This window comes from Streptomyces sp. A2-16, assembly GCF_018128905.1.
Classification (GTDB): Bacteria; Actinomycetota; Actinomycetes; order Streptomycetales; family Streptomycetaceae; genus Streptomyces.
In genome coordinates, this window is record NZ_CP063808.1 from 3,286,122 (window position 1) to 3,309,876 (window position 23,755).

24 protein-coding genes and 1 tRNA gene are annotated in these 23,755 nt (G+C 71.6%); 9 read left to right on the forward strand and 16 right to left on the reverse strand.

Going from position 1 to position 23,755, the window contains the following annotated elements; genetic code table 11:
• Positions 1 to 15: 15 nt before the first annotated feature.
• The 4 genes from IOD14_RS14805 (at position 16) to IOD14_RS14820 (ending at position 2,963) form a co-directional block, all read left to right on the forward strand.
• On the forward strand, positions 16 to 1,389 hold the full coding sequence (locus IOD14_RS14805) for a radical SAM protein (RefSeq protein WP_212670452.1): 1,374 nt from the start codon (positions 16 to 18) through the stop codon (positions 1,387 to 1,389).
• Positions 1,390 to 1,473: 84 nt separating this feature from the next.
• Positions 1,474 to 2,046 (forward strand): helix-turn-helix domain-containing protein, encoded by a 573-nt coding sequence (locus tag IOD14_RS14810; protein ID WP_123993994.1) that lies wholly within the window; start codon positions 1,474 to 1,476, stop codon positions 2,044 to 2,046.
• On the forward strand, positions 2,043 to 2,576 hold the full coding sequence (locus IOD14_RS14815) for a GNAT family N-acetyltransferase (protein ID WP_123993993.1): 534 nt from the start codon (positions 2,043 to 2,045) through the stop codon (positions 2,574 to 2,576). The genes IOD14_RS14810 and IOD14_RS14815 overlap by 4 nt, the downstream gene beginning before the upstream one ends.
• A 30-nt stretch (positions 2,577 to 2,606) precedes the next feature.
• Positions 2,607 to 2,963 (forward strand): MmcQ/YjbR family DNA-binding protein, encoded by a 357-nt coding sequence (locus tag IOD14_RS14820; protein WP_123993992.1) that lies wholly within the window; start codon positions 2,607 to 2,609, stop codon positions 2,961 to 2,963.
• Here the strand turns inward: IOD14_RS14820 and IOD14_RS14825 are convergent.
• Together IOD14_RS14825 and IOD14_RS14830 are read right to left on the reverse strand one after the other, a co-directional pair.
• Positions 2,953 to 3,852, reverse strand: a complete 900-nt coding sequence (locus IOD14_RS14825) for a transketolase (protein ID WP_212670453.1) — start codon at positions 3,850 to 3,852, stop codon at positions 2,953 to 2,955. The genes IOD14_RS14820 and IOD14_RS14825 overlap by 11 nt on opposite strands.
• 31 nt (positions 3,853 to 3,883) lie before the next feature.
• The gene (locus tag IOD14_RS14830; RefSeq protein ID WP_212670454.1) at positions 3,884 to 4,591 is read right to left on the reverse strand and encodes a transketolase; all 708 of its coding nucleotides are present in this window, start codon (positions 4,589 to 4,591) and stop codon (positions 3,884 to 3,886) included.
• 127 nt (positions 4,592 to 4,718) lie between these two features.
• Here IOD14_RS14830 and IOD14_RS14835 point away from each other — a divergent pair.
• Positions 4,719 to 4,792: transfer RNA gene (locus tag IOD14_RS14835), tRNA-Pro, on the forward strand.
• 66 nt (positions 4,793 to 4,858) lie between these two features.
• On the opposite strand, the gene IOD14_RS14840 is transcribed toward IOD14_RS14835, so the two are convergent.
• The 3 genes from IOD14_RS14840 to IOD14_RS14850 form a co-directional block, all read right to left on the reverse strand.
• Positions 4,859 to 5,347 carry a TetR/AcrR family transcriptional regulator gene (locus IOD14_RS14840; protein WP_123994873.1) on the reverse strand — a complete coding sequence of 163 codons (489 nt, stop codon included), beginning with the start codon at positions 5,345 to 5,347 and terminating at the stop codon, positions 4,859 to 4,861.
• Positions 5,348 to 5,518: 171 nt separating this feature from the next.
• Entirely contained in the window at positions 5,519 to 6,379 is an 861-nt protein-coding gene (locus IOD14_RS14845) for an alpha/beta hydrolase (protein ID WP_212670455.1), read from the reverse strand.
• Between the two features lie 28 nt (positions 6,380 to 6,407).
• Positions 6,408 to 7,463 carry an alpha/beta hydrolase gene (locus IOD14_RS14850; RefSeq protein ID WP_212670456.1) on the reverse strand — a complete coding sequence of 352 codons (1,056 nt, stop codon included), beginning with the start codon at positions 7,461 to 7,463 and terminating at the stop codon, positions 6,408 to 6,410.
• Positions 7,464 to 7,724: 261 nt separating this feature from the next.
• Here IOD14_RS14850 and IOD14_RS14855 point away from each other — a divergent pair, with 261 nt between their 5' ends.
• Complete coding sequence (locus IOD14_RS14855) at positions 7,725 to 8,171, forward strand: VOC family protein (RefSeq protein WP_123993987.1); 447 nt, start codon at positions 7,725 to 7,727, stop codon at positions 8,169 to 8,171.
• A gap of 82 nt (positions 8,172 to 8,253) precedes the next feature.
• Here the strand turns inward: IOD14_RS14855 and IOD14_RS14860 are convergent, their stop codons facing one another.
• From IOD14_RS14860 to IOD14_RS14870, 3 genes are all read right to left on the reverse strand, one after another.
• Positions 8,254 to 8,814 carry a CGNR zinc finger domain-containing protein gene (locus IOD14_RS14860; protein WP_212670457.1) on the reverse strand — a complete coding sequence of 187 codons (561 nt, stop codon included), beginning with the start codon at positions 8,812 to 8,814 and terminating at the stop codon, positions 8,254 to 8,256.
• A gap of 42 nt (positions 8,815 to 8,856) precedes the next feature.
• Positions 8,857 to 10,488, reverse strand: a complete 1,632-nt coding sequence (locus tag IOD14_RS14865; protein ID WP_123994872.1) for an ABC-F family ATP-binding cassette domain-containing protein — start codon at positions 10,486 to 10,488, stop codon at positions 8,857 to 8,859.
• 139 nt (positions 10,489 to 10,627) lie between these two features.
• Positions 10,628 to 12,262, reverse strand: a complete 1,635-nt coding sequence (locus IOD14_RS14870; protein WP_123993985.1) for an ABC-F family ATP-binding cassette domain-containing protein — start codon at positions 12,260 to 12,262, stop codon at positions 10,628 to 10,630.
• Positions 12,263 to 12,607: 345 nt separating this feature from the next.
• Here IOD14_RS14870 and IOD14_RS14875 point away from each other — a divergent pair, with 345 nt between their 5' ends.
• Positions 12,608 to 14,197: a tannase/feruloyl esterase family alpha/beta hydrolase gene (locus IOD14_RS14875; RefSeq protein WP_212670458.1), complete on the forward strand. Its 1,590-nt coding sequence runs from the start codon at positions 12,608 to 12,610 to the stop codon at positions 14,195 to 14,197.
• 46 nt (positions 14,198 to 14,243) lie between these two features.
• On the opposite strand, the gene IOD14_RS14880 is transcribed toward IOD14_RS14875, so the two are convergent.
• Genes IOD14_RS14880 through glyA form a run of 5 tightly spaced genes read right to left on the reverse strand, consistent with a single transcriptional unit; the run spans position 14,244 to position 20,508 of the window.
• Complete coding sequence (locus IOD14_RS14880; RefSeq protein ID WP_212670459.1) at positions 14,244 to 14,864, reverse strand: sarcosine oxidase subunit gamma family protein; 621 nt, start codon at positions 14,862 to 14,864, stop codon at positions 14,244 to 14,246.
• Complete coding sequence (locus tag IOD14_RS14885; RefSeq protein ID WP_212670460.1) at positions 14,857 to 17,682, reverse strand: sarcosine oxidase subunit alpha family protein; 2,826 nt, start codon at positions 17,680 to 17,682, stop codon at positions 14,857 to 14,859. The genes IOD14_RS14880 and IOD14_RS14885 overlap by 8 nt, the downstream gene beginning before the upstream one ends.
• Positions 17,679 to 17,960, reverse strand: a complete 282-nt coding sequence (locus tag IOD14_RS14890) for a sarcosine oxidase subunit delta (protein WP_123993981.1) — start codon at positions 17,958 to 17,960, stop codon at positions 17,679 to 17,681. The genes IOD14_RS14885 and IOD14_RS14890 overlap by 4 nt, the downstream gene beginning before the upstream one ends.
• A 26-nt stretch (positions 17,961 to 17,986) precedes the next feature.
• The gene (locus tag IOD14_RS14895; RefSeq protein ID WP_123993980.1) at positions 17,987 to 19,207 is read right to left on the reverse strand and encodes a sarcosine oxidase subunit beta family protein; all 1,221 of its coding nucleotides are present in this window, start codon (positions 19,205 to 19,207) and stop codon (positions 17,987 to 17,989) included.
• Positions 19,204 to 20,508 (reverse strand): serine hydroxymethyltransferase, encoded by a 1,305-nt coding sequence (gene glyA / locus IOD14_RS14900; protein WP_123993979.1) that lies wholly within the window; start codon positions 20,506 to 20,508, stop codon positions 19,204 to 19,206. Before glyA ends, IOD14_RS14895 begins: the two co-directional genes overlap by 4 nt.
• A 95-nt stretch (positions 20,509 to 20,603) precedes the next feature.
• On the opposite strand from glyA, the gene IOD14_RS14905 reads away from it, so the two are divergent.
• The gene (locus tag IOD14_RS14905; RefSeq protein WP_123993978.1) at positions 20,604 to 21,263 is read left to right on the forward strand and encodes a GntR family transcriptional regulator; all 660 of its coding nucleotides are present in this window, start codon (positions 20,604 to 20,606) and stop codon (positions 21,261 to 21,263) included.
• Between the two features lie 204 nt (positions 21,264 to 21,467).
• Positions 21,468 to 21,620 (forward strand): hypothetical protein, encoded by a 153-nt coding sequence (locus IOD14_RS14910; protein WP_212670461.1) that lies wholly within the window; start codon positions 21,468 to 21,470, stop codon positions 21,618 to 21,620.
• Here the strand turns inward: IOD14_RS14910 and IOD14_RS14915 are convergent.
• From IOD14_RS14915 to IOD14_RS14925, 3 genes are all read right to left on the reverse strand, one after another.
• Complete coding sequence (locus tag IOD14_RS14915) at positions 21,610 to 22,605, reverse strand: glycoside hydrolase family 43 protein (protein ID WP_212673273.1); 996 nt, start codon at positions 22,603 to 22,605, stop codon at positions 21,610 to 21,612. The two genes, IOD14_RS14910 and IOD14_RS14915, sit on opposite strands and share 11 nt — an antisense overlap.
• Before the next feature lie 76 nt (positions 22,606 to 22,681).
• Entirely contained in the window at positions 22,682 to 22,978 is a 297-nt protein-coding gene (locus tag IOD14_RS14920; protein WP_123993977.1) for a DUF1905 domain-containing protein, read from the reverse strand.
• 48 nt (positions 22,979 to 23,026) lie between these two features.
• Positions 23,027 to 23,686, reverse strand: a complete 660-nt coding sequence (locus IOD14_RS14925; RefSeq protein WP_123993976.1) for a TetR/AcrR family transcriptional regulator — start codon at positions 23,684 to 23,686, stop codon at positions 23,027 to 23,029.
• Positions 23,687 to 23,755 lie beyond the last annotated feature (69 nt).

Here is a 23,755-nt window from a genome sequence, read left to right on the forward strand (position 1 = left end):
GCAGTCTGGGTTGACATGCGTGTGACGATGATCCTTCCGGCCCTGACCGAGGCGACCAGCCCGCTGTTCCGGCCCATCAAGTACTCGCTGTTCCCGCCGCTCGGCCTTGCGACCCTGGCCGGCTACCTGGACCCCGACGACGAGATCACGCTCCACGACGAACACGTCGAACGGATCGACCTGGAAGCCCTCGACACCCCCGACCTCCTGGTCGTCCAGCCGTACATCACCTCGGCCCGCCGCAGCTACGAGATCGCCGACCACTTCCGCGCCCGGGGCGTCCACGTCGCCATGGGCGGCCTGCACGTCACCTCGCTACCCGAGGAGGCGGCCGCCCACGCCGACACGATCTTCACGGGCCCGGGCGAGGACACCTGGCCGCTGTTCCTGAAGGACTTCCGCGACGGCGTCCCGGCCCGCCGCTACGACTCGAAGGAGCGCACCCTGGCGGGACTGCCGCCCATAAGACGCGACCTGATCAAGCGTCACCTGTATCTCGTCCCCAACTCCATCGTCGTGTCACGGGGTTGCCCGCACCACTGCGACTTCTGCTACAAGGACGCCTTCTTCGAGGGCGGGAAGTCCTTCTACACCCAGGCCGTCGACGACGCCCTGGCCGAGATCGACCGACTGCCCGGCCGTCATCTCTACTTCCTCGACGACCACCTGCTGGGCAACCGGCGCTTCGCGGAAGCCCTGTTCGACGGCATGAAGGGCATGGGCCGACTGTGGCAGGCGGCGGGCACCGTCAACTCGGTACTGCGACCGGATCTGTTGGAGCGGGCGGTGGAGGCGGGGCTGCGCAGCCTGTTCGTCGGCTTCGAGACCGTCAACGACGCGAACCTCGCCGAGCGCCGCAAGAACCAGAACATCGGCACCGACTACGCGGCCGCGGTACGTCGACTGCACGACGCCGGGGTCATGGTCAACGCCAGCTTCGTCTTCGGGCTCGACCAGGACGGCCCCGACGTCTTCGACCGGACCGTCGCCTGGGCCGTGGAACAGGGCATCGAGACGGCGACCTTCCACATCATGACGCCGTATCCCTCCACGGGTCTGTGGAAGCAGCTGGAGTCCGAGAACCGCATCGTGCACCGCGACTGGGACCTGTACGACACCCGTCATGTCGTCTATCGACCAGCGGGCATGACGCCCCGTCAGCTGGAGGACGGCTACTGGCGGGCGTACCGCGATTTCTACCGCTGGTCCAACATCTGGCGCGGCTCGGCGGCCCAGCCCGGCCGGCACGAACGGCTGCGGCATCTCGCCTACGCGGGCGGCTGGAAGAAGTTCGAGCCCGCGTGGGACCTGCTGATCCGGTCGCAGCGGGTGGTGCGGGCGATGCCCGCGCTGGAGCGCACGCTGGCGGCGTTCGGCGGCAGGGAGTAGAGGATCGCAGGGGGCTGGAGGGCGCAGGGACCGGGAGGCCGCGGGGACTGGATGGAATCTCGTATGTGGGATAGCTTCCCGGATATGAAACAGCAGTCGCCTGACCCCGTCGACACCCGCCTCGGCCTCCGGCTCGCCGAGCTGCGGGCCGGGCGTGGCTGGTCCCTGGGCGAGTTGGCCGAGCGCAGCGGAGTCAGCAGGTCCACCCTCTCCCGCGCGGAGCGCGCCGAGATCAGCCCCACCGCCTCGCTGCTGAACCGGCTGTGCGGGGTGTACGGACGGACCATGTCCCAACTGCTCAGCGAGGTGGAGGACGAGCCCGCACCGGTGGTCCGGGGCGCCGAGCAGCCGGTGTGGGAGGACCGGGCCTCCGGGTTCGTACGGAGGTCGGTGTCGCCGCCGCACCCCGGGCTGCGCGGCGAACTCGTCGAGGGGCGGCTGGCCGCCGGCGCCGACATCGCCTACGACCGGCCGCCCGTGCCCGGCCTGGAGCAGCACATCTGGGTCCTCGAGGGCGCGCTCGACGTCACCGCCCAGGACGTCGAGCACCACCTCGGCACCGGGGACTGTCTGCGGCTGCGCGTGTGGGGACCCACGCGGTTCAGGTGCGCCGGTCCCGACGCCGCGCGGTATGCGCTGGCGGTGGTGCTGCCGTGATCGTCACCCGCCTCGACGAGAGGCAACTGTCGGCCGATCGGCAGGAGTTGGCCGATCTGGTGGCCGACACCGTGAACGACGGCGCCTCCATCGGGTTCCTCGCACCGATGGACCGTGCCGCCGCGCTGGCCTGGTGGAAGGAGCGTGCGGGCGCGGTGGCCGCGGGACACCTGGCGGTCTGGGCGGCGTACGACGGCCACCGCGTGGTCGGCACCGTCGGTCTGGCCTTCCCCGACAAGCCCAACTCCCGCCACCGCGCCGAGCTGGTCAAGCTGATGGTGCACCGGGACGCGCGCGGCAGGGGTCTCGGACGCCTCCTCCTCGAAACCGCGGAGCGGGCCGCCCGGGCGGCCGGTATCACCCTGCTCCACCTGGACACCGAGACCGACAGCCCCGCCGAGCACCTCTACGGCTCGGCCGGCTGGACCCGGGCCGGTGTCATCCCCGACTACGCGGCCGACCCCGCCGGGGTGCTGCGGCCGACGACGCTGTACTACAAGCAGCTGGATGTGACGGCTCCCACCAGGTGATTGTCAGTCCCGGCCGATACGGTGCCTGTCATGCCGGACGCCGAAGACGTACGCCGTATCGCCCTGTCCCTGCCGGACACGACGGAGAAGATCGCCTGGAGCATGCCCACGTTCCGGGTCGCGGACAAGATGTTCGCCACGCTGCCCGAGGACGAGACCTCCATCGCCGTGCGCTGCCCGAAGGAGGAGCGCGACGAGCTGGTGCTGGCCGAGCCGGGGAAGTTCTGGATCGCCGACCACGAGGCGCAGTTCGCGTGGGTGCGCGCCCGCCTCGCCGAGATCGAGGACGAGGGTGAACTGCGGGACATCCTCGCCGACTCCTGGCGGCAGGCGGCCCCGCCCCGGCTCCTCGACGCCTATCCGGACCTGGGGCTGCCTAGAGGCTGAGGAAGGCGCCGATCCGCTCCCGCAGCGACCGCGCGTCCAGCCCGTGCGCGGCGACGTGTTCCTCGACGGTGCCGTACCTCCGCAGCTCACGGCGGCCCACACCCAGGCCCAGCACCCGGTGCGGTACGTCGGCCAGGGCGTCGTTCGCCGCGGCGGTCGACGTGCCCGCCAGGTAGGGCTCGACCAGGACGACCTCGGCGCCCGCCGCCCCGGTGGCCCGGCGCAGCGCGGCCAAGTCGAAGGGCCGGACGGTCGTCGCGTACAGGACGGTGACGTCGAGGCCCTCCGTGGCGGCGAGGACGGGATCGAGCAGCGGCCCGACGGCCACCACGACCCCGGAGCGTCCCTCGCGCACGGTGCGGAACCGCTCGCCGTCGACGGGGCGCGCCTCCCGGTTGGCCTGGAGGGACAGCCGTACGTACACCTTGTCGTCGCCCGCCGCGACGGCGTGCCGCAGCAGGGTCTCGGCCTCGTCCGGATGGCCCGGCACATGGACCGTCCAGCCGTCGAGGGTGTCCAGCAGAGCCACGTCACCGGGAGCCATGTGCGTGTACCCGCCCGCGGGCCAGTCGAAGGACGCGGCCGCGCTCACCAGGACCGCCCCCACGTCCTGGTGGCCCAGGTCCAGCTTGACCTGCTCGAAGGGTCGCTCGACGAGAAAGCTGGCGAAGGTGTGCAGCACGGGACGCAGTCCGGTGAGCGCCAGGCCCGCGCCCGTCCCGACGAGCAGTTGCTCGCGGATGCCGACGTTGACGACCCGGTCGGGATGCCGGCGGGCCGCCTCGGTGAATCCGTCCCTGCCGATCTCGGCCAGGACGACCGCGACCCGGGGGTCCTCGTCGAGCAGTCGCGAGACGGTGGTGGTGAAGCGCTCACGCATGGTGTCCATGGGGATGCGAACCTCTTTCGGGAAAGGATCTTCAGAAGGACTTGGGCTCGACCTGCGCCACGACCACGTGCGGACGGTCCGGATGCGGTGCGGTGAAAGCGGTGTACAGCGCCTCGTGGTCCCGGCCGTCCACCGTGACCGCGGACCAGCCCGCGGCCTCGAAGCGGGCCGCGATCCCGCCGGGCCGGGCATGGCTGGCGGAGGAGTTGTCGACGACGACGGTGTTCAGTCGGTCGAGCCCGGCGGGTCCGGCGAAGGCGATCGCCTCGTGGTTGCTGCCCTCGTCCAGCTCGGCGTCCCCGACCAGCACCCACACCCGCGCATCGTCGATGCCCTGGGCGCGCAGCCCCAGCGCCGTCCCGACGCCGATCGGCAGTCCGTGGCCGAGCGACCCGCTGCCGATCTCCGCCCCCGGCACCAGCACGCGGTCCGGGTGGTGGCCGAGCGGCGAGGCGTACGCGCCGAAGCCGGGCAGCCAGTCCAGGGGCACGAAACCCTTCGCGGTCAGCACCGCGTAGTAGGCCATCGGCCCGTGTCCCTTGGACAGCAGGAAACGGTCCCGCGCCGGATCGTCCACGCGCTCCGGGCTCACTCGCAGTACCCGGTCGTAGAGCACCCACAGCACGTCCAGCGTGGACGTGGCCGCCGGTCCGTGCTTCTCGTCGCCCGTCATCAGCCCCATGAGCCGGGGCAGGTCCTCGTAGCCGTACGTCTGTCCGCGTTCCTCGGTGATCGTCATGCGGACGATCGTGCAACCTCAACCAAACCTGAGGTCAAGCGGAGAAAGGGGTGCGCGACCACCGACCCGAGTGCGGTATGGTTTCTCTGCGCGTTCGGCCAGGGGAAACCCCAGGTCAGACGGGCACCGGGACGTGGCGCAGCTTGGTAGCGCACTTGACTGGGGGTCAAGGGGTCGCAGGTTCAAATCCTGTCGTCCCGACGGTGCGAAGGGTCTTCGCAGGCGAGAGCCTGTGGGGGCCCTTTTCGTGTGCGGCAGCGCGGGGTGTCAGGGGGTCCCGAGGCCGTTGAGGAGGGTGTCGACGACGACGTCCGCGGCCTGGCCCGGGCTCAGGTCGGGCAGCTGCCGGGACACGAGGTGCATGAGCTGGGGCAGGAGCGCGCTCGTCCACCCGCTCGGGAGGTCGGGCCGCAGGAGGCCCTCGTCGGTGGCGCGGCGGAGGAACATGTCGACCTCGGCGATGCTTGCGTCGCGGCGGCTGTGGACCGAGTCGTCGGCGAGCATGCGGGTGAGGTCGACGGGCCAGGTGCGGTTGACGGCGATGATGTTCTCGACGTAGCGGTGCAGGGCGACGGCGACGGGTGCCTCGCGCAGCCGCGCGTCCTCGATGGCCTGCTCGATGGCCGTGAGGCGGGCCGCGTAGATGGCCGCCAGGAGGTCCTCGCGGGAGGCGAAGCGGCGGTAGACGGTGCGCCGGTCCACACCCGCCTCGGCCGCGATGCTCGCGATGCTCGCGCCGGGGTCGGCGGCGAGCATGCGGGCTCCGGTGGTCAGGACGGCTTCCAGGTTGCGCGCTGCGTCGGCTCTCACCGCACCGAGCTTAGTCGGCCGGTGTGAAACCTGAGACGTCAAGTGTCTCTTCGACGTAGAGCTCACCGTGTCAAGTGCTGCGTCGACGTGACGCGTGAAGCCGCGCTTCGAGGGCGATCAGCGGACGGTGGCGCGGGCGGCGCGTTCGATCACGTCGGCCACCAGGTGCGGGTGCGAGACGGCGACCGAGTGGGAGGCGGCGATCTCGGTGGTGTGCGCGTGGGCGCGCTCGGCCATGAAGCGCTGGACGGCGGCCGGGATGTTGAGGTCGCGGGTGGTGACGACGTCCCAGCTGGGCGTGGTCCGCCAGGCAGCCGTGGTGGCCTTCTCGGTCAGGGCGGCCTGGGCGACGGGGCGCTGTGCGGCCGCCATCAGTGCGGCCTGCTGCGTGGGGACGTCGGCGGCGAACTGCTTGCGGAACTTGGCCTGTTGAATGTACAGGTCGGTGGCGGTGGAGCCGTCGGCCTGGGTGTAGGTGACCGGGTCGAGAGCCTCGGGGAGGGTGGAGCCCGGGTACTTGTCGGTGAGTTCGAGGGCGCTCTCGCCGGGTGCGGGCAGGAACGCGGCGACGTAGACGAGGGCCTTGACGTCGGGGTCGCCGGTGGCGGCCTGGCTGATCACGTTGCCGCCGTAGGAGTGGCCGACGAGGATCTTCGGGCCCTTGACGTGGTCCAGGACCGTGCGCAGGGCGGCGGCGTCGGAGGCCGGGCCGCGCAGCGGGTTGGCGGTGGCGACGACCGGGTAGCCGTCGGCGCGGAGATCGGCGATGACGCCGTTCCAGCTGGAGCCGTCGGCGAAGGCGCCGTGCTCCAGGACGACGGTCGGCCTGGGGTGTCGGCCGGCGTCGCCGGCCTCGGCGCTCCTGGTGGCCCCGTCGGCGGAGCCGCTGAGCGCGAACGCGCCGAACGCGAGCCCCGCGGCGACCGTCGCGACCGCCCCCGTCGTGAGCCGCCCGCGGCCACCTCTGATGTTCGTCACGACAAACCTCTTTCCTGTGTGGTTGCGGTCAGAGCCGGTCGGCGTCGACCACGGCCTGGGCGAAGACGGCTGGTGCCTCCTGCGGCAGGTTGTGGCCGATGTCCGCGACGGTGCGGTGCTCGTAGGCGCCGGTGAAGTGACCCCGGTACGTGGAGCCGTCACCGGGAGCGGTGAAGGGGTCCAGGGCCGCGTCCAGGGTGATCGTGGGAACGCCGATGGAGGGCTGGGCCGCCAGCAGCTTCTCGTAGCGGTCGTAACGGGGTTCGCCCTCGACGAGGCCGATGCGCCAGCGGTAGTTGAAGAGCACGATGGCGGCGTAGTCGGGGTTCTTGAAGGCCTCGGCGGTGCGCGCGAAGGTGGCGTCGTCGAAGTCCCAGTTGGGGGAGACGAGGGTCCACACATAGCGGCACAGTGCGATGCGCTTGTCGACGGACTCCATCGTCTGCTTGCCGCGCTCGGTCGCGAAGTACCACTGGTACCACCAGTTGTGCTCCACGGCCGGGAGGGCGGGCGACAGCTGCGCCTTGCGGTCGGTGATGAGGTAACCGCTCGTGGAGACAAGGGACTTGACCCGCTCGGGCCACAGCGCGGCGATGATGTCGGCGGTGCGCGAACCCCAGTCGAAACCGGCCAGGATCGCCTTGTCGATCTTCAGGGCGTCCATCAGGGCGACGACGTCCAGCGCGATGGCCGACTGCTCGGCGGTGCGCGGGGTGTGCCGGGACAGGAAACGGGTGCTGCCGTGGCCGCGCAGGTAGGGCACGACGACCCGGTAGCCCTGGTCGGCGAGCAGCGGCGCGACGTCGACGAAGCTGTGGATGTCGTACGGCCAGCCGTGCAGCAGGAGCACGACCGGGCCGTGCGCGGGGCCGGCCTCGGCGTAACCGATGTTCAGCAACCCCGCCTTGACCTGCTTGATCGTGCCGAAACCGGTGTGGGTGCCCGGAGCGACCGTGGGCACGGTGGCGCCCGGCAGACCCGGCCCGGTCGCGGCCGACGCGCTGGTCCCGAGACCGGACAGTGCGGCCGCGGTCGCGCCGGTGCCCAGGCCGACGGCCTTGCTGAAGGTACGCCTGTCGATCATGTGAAGTCCTCCGCCGTGTGTCTCCGGTGACCGCTGTCACTCTCGGTGAGCTGACCTTCGCACGACACTCGTCACCTGTCAAACCGGTGACGGTGAATCCGTAAGGGTGACATCGGATGCAATCGTCACCGCCTTGACCTGTAACGAGCGCGCTGCCATGATTGCGTCACCGCCTGAAGTGGTGACGCCTTCTGCGTCCGTCCCGGCAGGCGTGCGCAGTCCTTCCCGCCCGACAGAACCAGCGAAAGCGAGATCCCGGCCATGGACATGAAGCTCGAAGTCGTGATCGTGCCCGTCTCCGACGTGGACCGTGCCAAGGGCTTCTACGCGGAGCAGCTCGGCTGGCGCCTCGACGCCGACTTCCCGATCGACGACGGCTACCGGATCGTGCAGGTGACTCCGCCCGGTTCCGAGTGCTCGATCATCTTCGGGAGCGGCCTCACCCGGCAGGAGCCCGGAACGCTCCACGGCCTCCAGCTGACCGTCACCGACATCCTCAAGGCCCAGGAGGAGCTGGCCTCTTGTGGTGTGGAGGTCTCCGGACCGTTCCGCGACGAGACCGGCGCCTTCCATCACGCCGGTGACTCCCACCGGGTGCCCGGCCCGCACCCCGAGCGGGCCAGCTACGGCACGTTCGCCGCCTTCAAGGACCCCGACGGCAACGAGTGGTTCCTGCAGGAGGTCACCGAGCGCGCCCCGGGCCGCTGAGCCCCGAAGGCCGGTCGCCGAAGCCGGAAAGCACGACGAGGTGTGGCGAGCGCAGTCGCTCGCCACACCTCGCGTGTGAGGGTCAGTGCGCCGCCGCGGGGGCGGTCTTCTTGCGGGCCCGGTACGCCGCGGCCTTGATCTTGTTGCCGCAGGACTCCATGCCGCACCACTGGCGCCGCATGCCTCGCGAGCGGTCGATGTAGACCCGCGTGCACTCGGGGTTGCCGCACTCCTTCATCAGCGGGACGTCCGGGCCGCTGAGCAGCTCGACCGCCTGCCGGGCGACGGTCGCCAGCGCCTGCTCGGGCGTCGCGTCGGTGTGCCGGCCGGCCAGGGTGAGCTGCGGCGTCACAGGAGCCTTCCGCGCCGCCGCGTTGAGCACCGCGAGCGCCTCGCGGTCGAAGTCCTCGCCGAGTCGCCGGTTGGTGACGAGCCGGTACAGGGCCTCGCGTACGGCCCTCGCCTCCTGGACGTCGTCCTCCTTCCCGGGAGTGATCGTGTCCACCAGCCCGGACTCCACGTACCAGGCGTTGAGCCGCTCCGGCGTCACGAACATCTCGAACCGGGCCGAGCGCCGGGCGCGGAGGGTGGCCGCGAAGTCCAGGGCCGGGTGTCCGCATACGAAGACATGGTCAAGATTCACATCACCATCTTGACAGGTGACTCCGGTCGGACGCAAGAAGCGTCACCGTTCCAGGCGGTGCTCGCGACCCTGCCAGCGTCGTCGCAGCCAGCGGTCGTGGCTCGCCACGACGATCGCGCCGGGTCCGGGGCCCAGCGCGGCCTCCAGTTCGTCGCACAGGACGGGGGAGAGGTGGTTGGTGGGCTCGTCCAGCAGAAGCAGCTGGGGCGGGCGAGCCACCAGCAGGGCCAGGGCGAGGCGGCGGCGCTGGCCCACGGACAGCGCTCCGACCGGCTTGGCCAGATCCGCTTCGGCCAGGAGGCCGAGGGAGCTCAGCGGGACCTGCTCGGCCCGTTGCGCGCCCAGCGACAGCTCGTAGGTGTCCCGGACCGTGCGGTCGGGCCGCTCGAACTCGGTGTCCTGGGTGAGCAGCCCCACCGTCAGCCCGGGCCGCCGGTGCACCTCGCCCTCGGAGGGCAGGTGCCCGGCGAGCACGGCGAGCAGCGTCGACTTGCCCGTGCCGTTGCCGCCCGTGATCAGCAACCGCTCCGTCGCCGTCACCTTCAGGCCGAGCGGTGCGAGCCGGCCGGGCACCCGCACGTCGCGCAGGGACACCAGCGGGTCCGAGTGACCCGGGTGCTCCTCCTCCGTGCGCGCGGCCAGTTCCCCGACCGTGAACCGCAGCGGGCGCGGCGGCTCGCCGACCCGGGTGCGTTCCAGCTCCTCCAGGCGCCGGGTGGCGTTGCGCACCCGTCGGGAGATCTGGCTCTGCACCCGGCCCGCCCGATGGCCGTAGCCCATCTTCTCGTTGTCGGTGGGGCCCCGGTCCGGCGCGACCCGGTGCGCGCTCACACCCGCCGAGTGCCGCAGCCGGGCCCACTCCTCCTGTTCCTCGGCGTACCGGCGCTCCCATCGCTCCCGTTCGGCGCGCTTGTGCGCGAGGTAGGCGCTGTAGTTGCCGCCGTGGCGGACCGGGCCGTCCACCGCCGGATCGAGGTCGATCAGGTCGGTGCAGACGGCGTCGAGGAACGCGCGGTCGTGGCCGGCGGCGACCACGGTTCCGGGCAGGCCGCGCAACTGCTCCTCCAGGAAGGCGGCGGTGTCGTCGTCGAGGTGGTTGGTCGGCTCGTCCAGCAGCAGCGCCGAGGGCCGCCGTACGAGCAGTGCGGCCAGGGCGAGACGGCCGCGCTGTCCGCCGGAGAGCGAACCGAGCGTGCGGTCGTGACCGAACGCGCCGAGGCCCAGGCCGTCCAGCACCAGGGCCGCACGGCGGTCGGCGTCCCAGGACTCCCGGTCCTGGGCCTGTTCCAGGCGCCTGCCGTAGGCGTCGAGCAGGCCTCGGTGGGCGGGGTCGTCCTCCGGGACACGGGCGAGCTCCGTGCCGAGCCGGTCCAGCTCGGCGAGGTCCTCGCGGGCCTCGCGGAGCGCCTCGTCCAGCACCACGGCGATGGTGGCGTCGGCGTCGTACGGCAACTCCTGGTGGAGAAAACCCAGTTCGGCGGGGCGGGTGACGCTTCCGGAGTCGGACTCCTCGACGCCGGCCAGGACGCGCAGCAGCGTGGACTTGCCGACGCCGTTCTCCCCGATCAGGCCGATGCGGTGGCCGGGGGAGGCGGTCAGGGAGATGCCGTCGAGGACACGTCGTCCGCCCAGGTCACGGACGAGATCGTGGGCGAGCAGGGCGGGCTGGGACATCGCGGTCCGGGGCGCGGCGGTCCCGGGCGTGGCGGAGCGGTGCATGGGGGAGCGGTGCATGAGAGGCCTTCCGACGTGATCGGTGGTCGGCCCGCCGGGCACAGGGCCTCGGGCGCGGGCCGCTTCACACGTCGGCGGTTCACACCGCGGGAGCTCCCGTCTCCCTGAGCGCTCCGTCGGCCAGCCGCAGCCGGCGCTTCACCCCGATCTCGGCGAGGAACCGCTCGTCGTGGCTGACCACCATGAAGGCGCCCCGGTAGGAGTTGAGCGCGCTCTCCAGTTGGCCCACGCCGGCCAGGTCGAGGTTGTTGGTGGGCTCGTCGAGCAGCAGCAGCTGCGGGGCCGGTTCGGCGCACAGCACGCAGGCCAGCGTGGCGCGCAGGAGTTCGCCACCGGAAAGGACAGCGACCGGCAGGTGGGCCCGTGCGCCCCGGAAGAGGAAGCGGGCGAGCAGGTTCATGCGCTCCGCCTCGGGCCGCCCGGGGGCGAACGCGGCGAAGTTCTCCGCCACCGTGCGGTCCGGGTCCAGCAGTTCCAGACGCTGCGAGAGGTAGGCGATCCGGCCGTCGTTCCGCTTGATCCGCCCTTCGTCCGGGGCGAGTTCACCGGTGATCAGCCGCATCAGGGTGGTCTTCCCTGCGCCGTTGGGCCCCGTCAGCGCGATGCGCTCGGGGCCGCGTACGGTCAGGTCGACACCGCCCGCCGCGAAGACGTCCCGGTCTCCGAGGCGGATCCGCATCCCCTCGCCGAGGAAGAGGTTCCGCCCGGCGGGCACCTGGGTGTCGGGCAGTTCCAGGACGAGGCGCTGCTCGTCGCGCAGCGCGCGTCCGGCCTCGTCGAGGCGGGCCTTCGCCTCGCCGACCCGGGAGGCGTGCATCGTGCCGGCCCTGCCCGCGGCCTCCTGCGCGCCGCGCTTCATGGTGCCGGCGAAGATCTTGGGCAGCCCGGCGTTCTTGAGGTTCCTGGAGGCGTTGCTCATCCGGCGCTCGGCGCGTTCGCGGGCTTGCTGCAGCTCCCGCTTCTCCCGCTTCAGCTCCTGCTCGGCGCTGCGGACGTTCTTCTCGGCGACCTCCTGCTCGGCCCGCACCGCCTCCTCGTACGCGGTGAAGTCGCCGCCGTAGAAGCGGAGTTCGTCGCTGCCCAGCTCGGCGATGCGGTCCATGCGGTCGAGCAGCGCGCGGTCGTGGCTGACCAGGAGCAGGGTGCCGGTGAAGTCGCTGAGCACGTCGTAGAGCTGGTGCCGGGCCGCCAGGTCGAGGTTGTTGGTGGGCTCGTCGAGCAGCAGTACGTCGGGGCGCCTGAGCAGTTGGGCCGCGAGGCCGAGGGAGACGATCCGGCCGCCGCTGAGCGTGCTGAGGCTGCGGTCCAGGCCGAGGTCGGCGAGGCCCAGGCGGTCGAGCTGGGCGCGGGTGCGCTCCTCGATGTCCCAGTCGTCGCCGATGACGGCGAAGTGCGCCTCGTCCACGTCCCCGGACTCGACGGCGTCCAGGGCGCGGATCACGGCGTCGACGCCGAGCACCTCGGCGACCGTGAGGCGGCCCGTCAGGGGGAGGCTCTGCGGGAGGTGGCCGAGCGTGCCGCTCACGGTCAACGAGCCGGTGCGGGGCTTCAGTTCACCGGCGATCAGTTTGAGCAGGGTGCTCTTGCCGGAGCCGTTGGGGGCGACCAGGCCGGTGCGGCCGGAGGGCACGGTGAAGGACAGGTCCTGGAAGACGGGGGTGTCGTCGGGCCAGGCGAAGGAGAGGTTCGAGCAGACGACGGACGCGTCGGACATGGGGATGACCTCGGGCGGTGTGAGGGCAGGGAAGAGACCTCTGCCCTGGGCAGACGTGGGAAAAGGGGTACGACGAGACGGACCACCTCGGCAGCGCTCCCGAGCGCCGGCCGGTGGCCGTCAGATCCGGGTCTCACCCGGAGATGTCGTCTTCACCCACCACGTCTGTGACTCCTCGATACACGGTCAACGCCGCTCCCAGCCTAGCAGTCGCGCTCGGTGAGCCCCGGTCCCCATGCGTGCCTCCTGTTGTTGACAGCCCGGAGATCATCATGCCAGCATCGTCACCCGTTAAACCGGTGACGCTCGCTCTCCGGCATACCCACCTCTTTGGACGGACACGCAATGAGACGACTTCTGACCGCCGTCGCGGCCGGTGTGCCGCTTGCCGCGGCGGTGTACCTGCCGACCGCCTCTGCGGAACCCCGGACCGCCTCCGCATCCGCGCCCGTCACCTGCTCGGCGCCGTCCGTGAAGGCCCCGGCCGGCACCCGGGTGGACTCCGTGGCCGCGGCCCGTCGGGCGGGCGGCACCATCAACGGCACCGGAGTCCTGCAGGGGTCGGTCTCCGGTGTCCCGGCCTTCTGCGAGGTGACGGTCACGCTCACCCACCCGGGCGCCGACGACCGTGCCACGGTGCGTACCTGGCTCCCCGTCAGCGACTGGAACGGCCGCCTCCAAGGGCTCGGCGGCGCGGCCTACCTGGCCGGTGACAACGGCGTCGGACTCGGCACCGCCGTCAAGAACGGCTACGCCGCCACCACCACGGACGCCGGTGTCGGCGACGCCCTCGACACCGGTTGGGCGCTGAACGGTGCGGGCCGGGTCGACGCCGCGCTGCTGGAGAACTTCGCCTCCCGCTCCCAGCACGAGGCGGCCGTCGTCGGCAAGGAGGTCGTCGACGCGGTCTACGGCCACGGCCCCGCGTACTCCTACTTCAACGGCTGCTCCACGGGCGGGCGTCAGGGCTACATGGAGGCCCAGCGCCACCCCGACGACTACGACGGCATCCTCGCCGACGCGCCCGCCGTGAACTGGGACGAGTTCGAGGTCGCCACCCTGTGGCCGCAGGTGGTCATGAACAACGAGAGGACCTACCTGTCGAAGTGCGAGTTCGCCGCGTTCACCGAGGCGGCCGTCAAGACCTGCGACCCGCTCGACGGCCTCGAGGACGGCCTGGTCAACGACCCCGGCCGCTGCGACTTCGACCCGCGACGTCTGATCGGCACCCAAGTGGTGTGCGACGGCAAGGAGTTGACCATCACGGCGGCCGACGCGGCGGTCGTCCGCAAGATCTGGGACGGTCCGCGCACCGCCTCCGGGAAGAAGCTGTGGGCCGGTGTCCCGATCGGCGCCGATCTGTCCGCGCTGGCCACGCCGGGAGCGCCGTTCCCGGTGCCCGCGGACTGGGTCAGGCTGTGGGTGGCGAAGGACCCGTCACTCGACCTGTCGACGCTCACCTACGACCGGTTCACGCAGCTCTTCCAGCAGTCCCGGGCGGAGTACGACAAGGTCATCGGCACCGACGACCCGGACCTCTCGGACTTCCGCGCTTCCGGCGGCAAGCTGTTGACCTGGCAGGGCCTGGACGACCAGTACATCCCCGCGGAGGGCACCGTGCGCTACCGCGAGCAGGTCGAACGGAAGCTGGGCGGCGCCGAGCGGGTCGACGACTTCTACCGGCTCTTCCTCGTCCCGGGCACCGTCCACTGCGGCCTCAACAAGGGCGACGGCACCACCGACGACCTCGGTGCGCTCACCGCCTGGGTCGAGCACGGCAAGGCGCCCAGGACGCTGCCCGCGACGCTGATCAACACCGAGGGCGAGCAGGTCGCCCGGGACCTGTGCCGCTACCCCCGGGTGTCCCGGTACACGGGCCACGCGGACCCGGCCCTCGCCTCCGGCTTCCGGTGCGTCACCCCCTCCCGGCACTGACCGGGCCGACGCCCTCCTGACCCGGCCCCTCGGCACCGCCTCCGCGTCAGGCCACCAGCGGGTCCCCGTACTCGCTCATCGCGTCGATGAGCCAGCGGGCCAGGTAGTCGGCGAACGAGGACCGCGGCAGCAGGCGGTACGCCGGGGTGTCGTCCGTCTGCCAGAGCAGTGCCGGGACCGGGCCGACCGTGGTCGACACCGCGCGGCCGGGTCCGAAGGCTCGGGGATGGAGGTCCAGTGGGCACCCCTTCTCCAGGACCTCCCGGGCGGCCGGGCCGCTCAGCTCCAGGGTGGTGCGGTTCGCCGAGACGTCCACGACCGAACCCGGGTCGCCGTCGAGCGCCTCCCGCAGCCGTGCGGTCACGAGGTCGGAGTCGGCCCGGGACAGCACGAGCCACTCGTCGGGACCCAGCCACACGACCGTGTGGGGGCCGTGGGCGGCGGTGTCGCCGCACCGGAGGGGGAGCGGGGCCCCCAACACCCTCCCGATCCGGTCGGCCGCCCCGGAGGCGGGGGCGACCCGTACGTTCACCATCGTGAGGAAGGGCAGCTCGGCCAGGGCGACACCCCGGGCGCCGGTGACGGCGGCGGCCCGCATCCGCTCCTCCAGGTGGGCCAGCGGGCTGGTGCGCAGGGCCACCGGTCCCGCCATGATCGGTTCAGCCATCTCGCCGGGTCCCTTCGGGGTCGTAGAGGACGAAGTCGGTCACCTCGACCGGCACCAGCGCCTCGCCCACCGGGGCGAGCAGCGTCTGGCCCTTCCTCGCCTGCCCGTCGGCCACGAGGGCGAGGGCGAACGGGCGGCCGAGGGCCGGACTGTGGTAGCTGGAGGTGACGTGGCCGAGCATCGGCACCGGCACCGTCCCCAGGTCGACGTCCGGCGCGACGAGTTGGGTGCCCTCGGGCAGCCGGGTCGTGCGGTCGGCCGGGAGCAGTCCGACCAGTTGCTTGCGGTCGGTGCGGGAGGTGTCGGCGCGGGCGAAGGACCGCTTGCCGATGAAGTCCTTCTGCTTCGAGACCACCCAGCCCATGCCCGCGTCCTGCGGGGTGACGGTCCCGTCGGTGTCCTGGCCGACGATGATGTAGCCCTTCTCGGCCCGCAGGACGTGCATCGTCTCGGTGCCGTACGGGGTGATGCCGTAAGGCCGTCCGACCGCGTCCACCTCCTCCCAGACGGCGAGGCCGTACCAGGCGGAGACGTTGATCTCGTAGGCGAGTTCGCCGGAGAAGGAGATCCGGCAGATACGGGCCGGGATGCCGGAGGCCAGGGTGGTCTCGCGGAAGGCCATGAACGGGAAGGCCTCGTTGGCCAGGTCGACGTCCGGGGCGAGATGGGCGACGACCTCGCGCGACCGCGGCCCGACGACGGCGATCGTCGCCCACTGCTCGGTCACCGAGGTGCAGTGGACGTCGAGTTCGGGCCACTCGGTCTGGAGCCACTCCTCCAGCCAGTCCAGCACGTTCGCCGCGCCACCGGTCGTGGTGGTCATGAAGTAGCGGTTGTCGTCGAGGCGGAGCGTCACACCGTCGTCGAAGATCATGCCGTCGGGCTTGCACATCACGCCGTAACGCCCGTGGCCGGGCTTGAGCTTCTTGAAGGCGTTCGTGTACATCCGGTTGAGGAACTCGCCCGCGTCCGCACCCCAGATCTCGATCTTGCCGAGGGTGGAGGCGTCCATGAACGCCACCCCCTCACGGGCCGCCCGGCACTCGCGCGCCACGGCCGCGTCCATGTCCTCACCGGTCTGCGGGTAGTACCGGGGGCGCTTCCACTGCCCGACGTCCTCGAACTCCGCGCCGTGCGCCACATGCCACGCGTGGATGGAGGTGGTGCGCTCCGGTTCGAACAGTTCCCCGCGCTCGCGTCCTGCCAGGGCGGCGAAGGCGATCGGTGTGTACGGGGCCCGGTAGGCCGTGGTGCCGATCTCGCCCAGCGAACCGCCGAGCGCCTCGGCGATCACCCCGATCGCGTTGACACCGGACGTCTTGCCCTGGTCGTTCGCCGTGCCGAGCGAGGTGTACCGCTTGACGTGCTCGACGCCGCGCATGCCGGCGCCGGTGGAGCGCCACACGTCGGCGACGGTGACATCGCGCTGGAGGTCGACGAAGTGGCCGTCCCAGGTGCCGGGTTCGCCCTCGGGGGCGGGCACCAGCCACAGGGCGCGCGTCGGGCCGGGAGCGCGCCGCGCGCCCTCGCCCGGGACGGGCACCGGGAAGCCCGCCGCCGTCGCCGCCAGTGCTCCGGCCCGTGCCCCCTCGGCCAGACAGCGGTCGAGGTCGTACGTCCCCCGGGCCGCCCCCACGACCTGCTGATCCCGTACGACGCCGTCCGGCACGAACGCGACCAGGTCCGAGTCCCAGCGCAGCCGCCCCTGACGCTGGGTGTGCAGATGCACGACCGGGCTCCAGCCGCCCGACACGGCCAGCAGGTCGCAGTCGAACGACCGGGCCGCACCCTTCAGTCGGCCTTCGGCGTCGAGCGCCCGGACGGTGACGCCGGTCAGCCTGTGCTCGCCCGCCGTGTCCACCACCGTGCTGCCCGTCAGCACCGGCACCCCGGTCGCCGCGGCGACTCCGGCGGCCCGGTCGGACAGCTCGGGACGCGCGTCCACGACCACGGCCACGGGGATCCCGGCGGCACACAGGTCGGCGACCGTGTCGTAGGCGCTGTCGTTGGTCGTGCTCACCACGGCCCGTGAACCCGGCGCCACGGCATACCGGTTGAGGTACGTGCGCACGGCCCCGGCGAGCATCACGCCGGGCCGGTCGTTGCCCGCGAAGACCAGCGGACGCTCGTGCGCGCCGGTCGCGAGGACCACCTGCCGGGCCCGGATGTGCCACAAACGCTGCCGGGAGACGCCTTCGGGGGCACCCGCGCCGAGATGGTCGGTGCGCCGCTGGAGCGCCAGTACGTAGTTGTCGTCGTACGACCCGAAGGCCGTGGTCCGGTGCAGTACGACGGCCTCGGGCGCGGCGTCGAGCCTCGCGCGCAGCTCGTCGGTCCCCGCCCCGTCACCGGGGTCGGGCTGCTCGTCGACGAGGATCACGCGGGCGCCGGAGGCGGCGGCAGCGGCGGCGGCAGCGAGGCCCGCCGGTCCGGCGCCGACGACCAGGACGTCGGTGTGGACGTACTTCTTGTCGTAGACGGCGGGGTCGGGAGTGGGGTCGAGGCGGCCCATCCCGGAGAGCGTGGTGGCGGACAGGCCGTCGTACAGCTCGACGGTCGTCGCCGGGAGCATGCCCTCCGAGCACGAACCGCCCAGCTGCACCAGGGCGTTGGGTTCCTCGACGCCCGCGGTGACGATGCCGCGCGGGCGGCCGCGGTAGAGCGAGGGGGCGACCTCGACGAGCCCGTTCGCCAGCATCGCCGAGGCGAGGGTGTCGCCGGGGTGGCCGGTCAACTCCCGTCCGTCGACGGTGAAGCGCAGCAGGGTGCCGCGGTCGACACGGCCGCCTCGCGGCAGCCGGAAGAGCTGGTCGGTCATCGGTTCCCTCCCGGGCGCGGCTCGTCGAGCCGGTACGAGGTCAGCACCTCGTGGGTGGCGGTGTCACGCAGGACGTTGAACCAGCGGCGGCAGCCGATGCTGTGCATCCACCGTTCCGCGAAGGGGCCCTTGGGGTTGTCGCGGTAGAAGACGAACTCGGCCCACTGCTCGTCGGTGAGGTCGGCCGGTGACTCGGGATAGGGGACATGGGCCTGTCCGCCGTAGTGGTACTCCGTCTCGTTGCGCGGACCGCACCACGGGCAGGTGATCAGCAGCATGGCGTTCTCCTCGGTGCCTCGATGCCTCAGTGGGCCACGGCTGCTGCGCCGTGTTCGTCGATCAGCGCGCCCGTCGTGAAGCGGTCGAGGGCGAAGGGAGCGTTCAGCGGATGCGGTTCGCCCGTGGCGACGGTGTGCGCGAAGGTCCAGCCGGCCGCCGGAGTGGCCTTGAAACCGCCGGTGCCCCAGCCGCAGTTGACGTACAGACCCGCCACCGGGGTGCTGCCGATGATCGGCGAGGCGTCCGGAGTGACGTCGACGATGCCGCCCCAGGTCCGCAGCACGTGCGCCCGGGCGAAGATCGGGAACAGCTCCACCGCGGCGGCCATCTGCTGCTCGATCACATGGAAGGAGCCGCGCTGGCCGTAGCCGTTGTACGAGTCGACGCCCGCGCCCATCACCAGCTCGCCCTTGTGGGCCTGGGAGACGTAGACGTGCACATGGTTCGACATGACGACCGTCGGATGCACCGGCTCGTGCAGTTCGGAGACCAGGGCCTGGAGCGGGTGGGACTGCACCGGCAGCCGTACGCCCGCCCGCTCGGCCAGCACGCTGCTGTGCCCGGCGGCGGCGAGTCCGACCCGGCCGGCGTGGATGCGGCCGCGGTTGGTGTCGACGCCCACCACCCGGTCGCCGTCCTTGAGGAAGCCGGTGACCTCGCAGCCCTGGATGAGGTCCACGCCCAGCTCGTCGGCGCGGCGGGCCAGTGCCCAGGCGACGTGGTCGTGCTTGGCGATGCCGGCCCGGGGCTGGAAGGTGGCGCCGAGCACCGGGTACCGGGTGCGGGAGGACACGTTGAGGATGGGGCAGACCTTGGCGACCTCGTCGGGCTCCAGCCACTCGGCGTCGACGCCGTTGAGCCGGTTGGCGTTCACTCGGCGCACGCCCTCACGGACGTCCTGGAGGGTGTGCGCGAGGTTGAGGACGCCCCGCTGGCTGAACAGGAAGTCGTAGTCCAGTTCCTCCGGCAGGCCCTCCCACAGCTTCAGGGCGTGCTCGTAGATCGCCGCGCTCTCGTCCCACAGGTAGTTGGAGCGGATGATCGTGGTGTTGCGGGCCATGTTGCCGCCCGCGAGCCAGCCCTTCTCCAGGACGGCCACGTTGGTGATGCCGTGGTTCTTGGCGAGGTAGTAGGCGGTCGCGAGGCCGTGGCCGCCCGCGCCGACGATGACGACGTCGTACGACCGCTTCGGGTCGGGGTTGCGCCAGAGGAAGTCCGGGTGCTCCGGCAGGGCTTCGGCGGTCATGCCGCGTCTCCGTCGAGGTGGGGGTAGAGGGGGAAGGCGGCGGCGAGCTTCTCGACCCGGGCGCGCAGTTCGTCCTCGGGGCGTTCGCCCTTCAGGGACTCGGCGAGGATGTCGGCGACCTCGCGGAACTCCGTCTCGCCGAAGCCGCGGGTGGCCAGGGCGGGCGTTCCGATCCGCAGACCGGACGACACCATCGGCGGGCGCGGGTCGAACGGCACGGCGTTGCGGTTGACGGTGATGCCGATGCGGTGCAGCCGGTCCTCGGCCTGCTTCCCGTCGAGCTCGGAGTTCCTCAGGTCGACGAGGATCAGATGGACCTCGGTGCCGCCGGTCAGGACGGTGATCCCGGCCTCGGCCACGTCGTCGGCCAGCAGTCGGCCGGCGAGGATCTTCGCGCCCCTGAGGGTGCGCCGCTGGCGTTCCTTGAACTCCTCGCCCGCCGCCACCTTGAAGGCCACCGCCTTCGCCGCGATCACATGCTCCAGCGGGCCGCCCTGCTGGCCCGGGAACACGGCCGAGTTGATCTTCTTGGCCAGGTCGGCGCGGCTGAGGACGACACCGCCGCGCGGACCGCCCAGGGTCTTGTGGGTGGTCGTCGTGACGACGTCGGCGTACGGCACCGGGCTCGGGTGCAGGCCCGCGGCCACCAGTCCCGCGAAGTGCGCCATGTCCACCATCAGATACGCGCCCACCGCGTCGGCGATCCGCCGGAACCCGGCGAAGTCCAGCTGCCGGGGGTAGGCCGACCAGCCCGCGACGATCATCTTCGGCCGGTGCTCGAGGGCGAGCCGCTCCACCTCGTCCATGTCGACGCGCAGGTCGGACTCGCGCACGTGGTACGGCACGACGTCGTACAGCTTGCCCGAGTAGTTGAGGCGCATGCCGTGGGTCAGATGACCGCCGTGCGCGAGGTCGAGGCCGAGGATGGTGTCGCCGGGCTTCAGCAGGGCGAACATCGCGGCCGCGTTGGCCTGGGCGCCCGAGTGCGGCTGGACGTTCGCGGCCTCGGCGCCGAAGAGTTCCTTCACCCGTGCGATGGCCAACTGCTCGACCACGTCGACGTGTTCGCAGCCGCCGTAGTAGCGGCGGCCGGGGTAGCCCTCGGCGTACTTGTTGGTCAGAACCGAGCCCTGGGCCTCCATCACGGCGGCCGGGGCGAAGTTCTCCGAGGCGATCATCTCCAGCGTGGACTGCTGGCGGTGCAGCTCGGCGGCGACCGCGTCGGCGACCTCCGGGTCGAGTGCGCGGAGGGGGAGGGAGAGCGGCGAGGTGGGCGTGGTGAGCGACGTACTCGTTGCCATCGGTGCACCGTCCTGAGAGCCAGCTAATGGGCAACTGATATATCAGCCTGTGCGGTAAGGTATGGGAGCTCGCCGCACAGGTCAAGGGGGCATCCATGCAGCAGGTCGCGACCGAGGTCGAGGAGCTGTCGCTCGCCGAGCGTGCGTACCGCGCCATCCGGGACCGGCTCGTCATGCTGGAGATCCGCCCCGGCGCGCCGATCAACGAGGAGCAGCTGGGCCAGTCCCTCGGCGTCGGCCGCACACCGGTGCGCGAGGCGCTCAAGCGGCTCCAGTACGAGCGCCTGATCACGACCTACCCCCGGCGCGGCACCTTCGCCACCGAGGTCAACATCACCGACCTGGCCCATATCTCCGAGGTGCGCCAGGAACTGGAACCCCTGGCGGCGGCGCAGGCCGCGCGGCGCGCCACGGGCGTCGACCGGGCCGGCCTCACCGACCTGCTGGCGGAACTGGAGAGCGTGGGGACCTCCGGGCGGGACGCCGCCGACCTGATGCGCCTGGACCTGCGGGTCCACCGTGCCATCTACACCGCCACGCACAACCCGTACCTGGAGGACACCCTCGTCCGCCACGACAACCTGGCCACCCGCATCTGGTGCCTGTTCGTGGACCGGCTGGCCGACATGGCCGGCCATGTCGAGGAGCACGGGCCGCTGATCGCGGCGATCGTCGCCGGCGAGGCCGAGACGGCGGCACGGCTGGCCCGCAGCCATGTCGAGCACTTCGAGCGGGCCATTCGCGAGGCGATCTGAGACACGGCCGCGCGCCGCGCCACGGACCTGCGCCGTCGCAGCCCCGGCGCCGAGGCCTTGCCACCCCCGCGTTCCCGGGGTGCGCCGCGGAGCCCTGCGGGGACACGGCGTACGTCGTCACCGACGCCTACGCGGACCGTCTTCGGCGCGACCGGCTCGGGCGTCCCCGACCGCGCCCGCGGCGACGGCCTCACCTTCCTCGACGTGCTCCGGGCACAGGCGCCCTTCGCGTCCTCGGGAGTCTTCGTGCAGGCGGTGCGCGCCCTCGCCGGCACCTGGGTCGCCGCAGGGCTGTTGAGCGACGCCGAACGGGACCGGGTGATCACCGCCGCGCAGAACCCGGACCTCAGGCGCTGACCCCGTCACCGTCGAGCTCGGTGCATTGCCGCACCACCAGCAGTTCGTCGCCCTCGATCCGCATCTCGTACAGTTTCCCGCGCGCGTTCTCGAAGGGGCGGTGCAGCACCATCATCAGCCGGCCGTCGAAGGCCCGGAACAGCATCCCGTGCCCGCTGTCGTCCCGGACCAGCGGCCGGCGCTGCTCCCAGGGGCCGGTCAGCTCACCGGACCTGGAGACGGCGTAGGTCTGCACGTAACCGCCGCTGACGGTGCCGTCCGGACCGGCCGTGTCCTTCTCGTACGTCGACCACAGCATGATCAGGGCGCCGTCGGGGGCGCGGTGGAGCTGGGGGCCGTCGGTGACGTAGGGCGCGAGCTGGTGCGGTACGCCCGCGGGGATCTGCTCGCCGAGCCAGAACGCGTCCGAGCCCTTGAACAGGAAGGCGGGCTCGCCGACCGTCCCGGTCAGGTCAGGAGCGAGCCGGACGGCCTCCATCGTCCCGTCGACGGTCTGCAGCCACTCGTGCGCGTACACCATCCAGGGCTGCCCGTCCGGATCGACGTGGAGCGTGCCGTCGAGGGTCATGAGGTGCGCCGGTGGGGTGGGGCCGGTCGGGTCGACGGCGGTGAAGGGGCCCAGCAGGGAGTCGGAGACGGCGGTGATCGTGCCGCGCGCGTGGTTGGGCAACGGGAAGGGCGTGCCCCACCGCCCGGCGGGCGGCACGGGCAGCTTCCGGTTCTCGTCGTGCAGGGTGGTGAACAGGTAGTACCGGCCGCCCCACGCGTGCACCTCCGGCGCCCACCCGCCGTCCCGCGCCCAGATCCCCTCCTGCTCGTCCGTCCGGAACACCACCACCGGCCGGGCCCAGTCCCGCAGGTCCCGGCTGCGGTAGACCATCGTCCCGACGCCCTCCACACCCGACACGGACGGCTCGTTGGACGTGTACAGGAAGTAGGTCCGTGTCGCCTCGTCGGCGACGACGAAGGGATCGTGCAACGGCATGTCGGGCAGCCGCAGGGGCTCGGTGTCGGTCACCGCTGCACGATACGTGGACGACGAACTGCTGCCGGAGCGGCGGTCACTGCACCTGGAGGCGGACCGTCATCTCCACCCGTACGTCGTCGCCCGCACCCAGCCCCTCCGGCCTTCGCACCGCGTTCTTGAGCGGCAGCAGATAGCCGCCGTCCTTGGGGAACAGCGAGGTGGTGAAGACGATCTCGCCGATGCGTGCCTCGACCGGGATCACGCCCCAGCCGTACGTGGCCATCCGGGCCACCTCGCCGATGTCGGCGGACTCCTGGTCGGGGACCGGCACGAAGTAGTACGGCGCAGGGCCGCGCCATTCGATCACCCGGCCGGTGAAGGTGAGCTGCATGAGACTCCCGTAGCGCCGAAGACGTCAGGGCCCGTCGCACCGATGACGTCAGGATCCGTTGTACCGCGCCGCGATGTCCGTCAGATAACCCCGCAGCAGGATCTTCGCCTCCTCCAGCAGCGCGGTGTCCCCCTTCGTGTCCCGGCGGAAGGCCTCCTGGGCCAGGGCGTCGGCGGCGAGGATCGCGGCGTGGCAGACGCGGGCGAGGGTCTCGTCGTCCTCGGCGAGGTCCAGGGCGAGCAGGACGCGACGGATCCCGTCGGCCATCCGGCGCTTGTGCTCGCGGTCCGCCGCCCGGGTCCGCTCGGTCAGTCCGCTGCCGAACCACAGGGCACGGAAGCCGTGTTCGCTGCGGTAGATCTCGGCGAACGCGTCGATGAGGACGCCGACGGGGTCCTCCCAGCGCTCGGCGGACGCGGCCTCGACGAACGCGTCCATCGCCGCTTCCAGCTTCGCGAAGTAGCCGGCCGCGAGCGCTTCGATGATCGCCCCGCGATCGGGCAGGTACTGGTAGAGCGAGCCGACCGACACCCGTGCCTCGGACGCGATCCGGGTCGTGGTGAGCGACTCGACGCCCTCCTCGACCAGAATGCGCTCCGCGGCCTCGAGCACCCTCGCCAACCGGGCCCGGCTGCGCGCCTGTTGGGGTGTGCGGCGCAGGGAGGCGATCCATGCGGCCGGGTCGGCGCCCGGAGCGGGTTCAGTCACGGGACGACCTCGGCTCACCCACGTGACGACCTCACTGACGACCTCCGAACCTGAACGTGACTTTGTTTC